Source organism: Monashia sp. HAY1-5C (assembly GCF_056755255.1).
Map to the genome: position 1 here is coordinate 1 of NZ_JBPGXG010000880.1, position 230 is coordinate 230.

Below are 230 nucleotides of genomic sequence, written 5' to 3' on the forward strand. Positions count from 1 at the left end.
GTGCACCAGGGCGTGGTGGCGGACGTCAGTCCGAGCCAGGTCTGGGGAGAGGCAATGCTCGACGAGCTGCTCGATCGTACCGAAGGCGCACCGCTGTTGCTGGTGCTCGACGGCGTGACCGACCCGCACAACCTCGGCGCCTGCCTGCGGTCGGCGGATGCTGCCGGCGCGCTGGCGGTGATCGTGCCCAAGGACAAGTCGGCAACTCTGACGCCGGTGGTGCGTAAAGT

1 protein-coding gene is annotated in these 230 nt (G+C 68.3%); it reads left to right on the forward strand.

Annotation, left to right across the window (positions count from 1 at the left end; all coding sequences use genetic code 11):
* Positions 1 to 54: 54 nt before the first annotated feature.
* Positions 55 to 230 (forward strand): TrmH family RNA methyltransferase (locus tag ACR9ZK_RS23835; protein ID WP_481344372.1); only part of this gene is annotated, 176 nt, incomplete at its 3' end.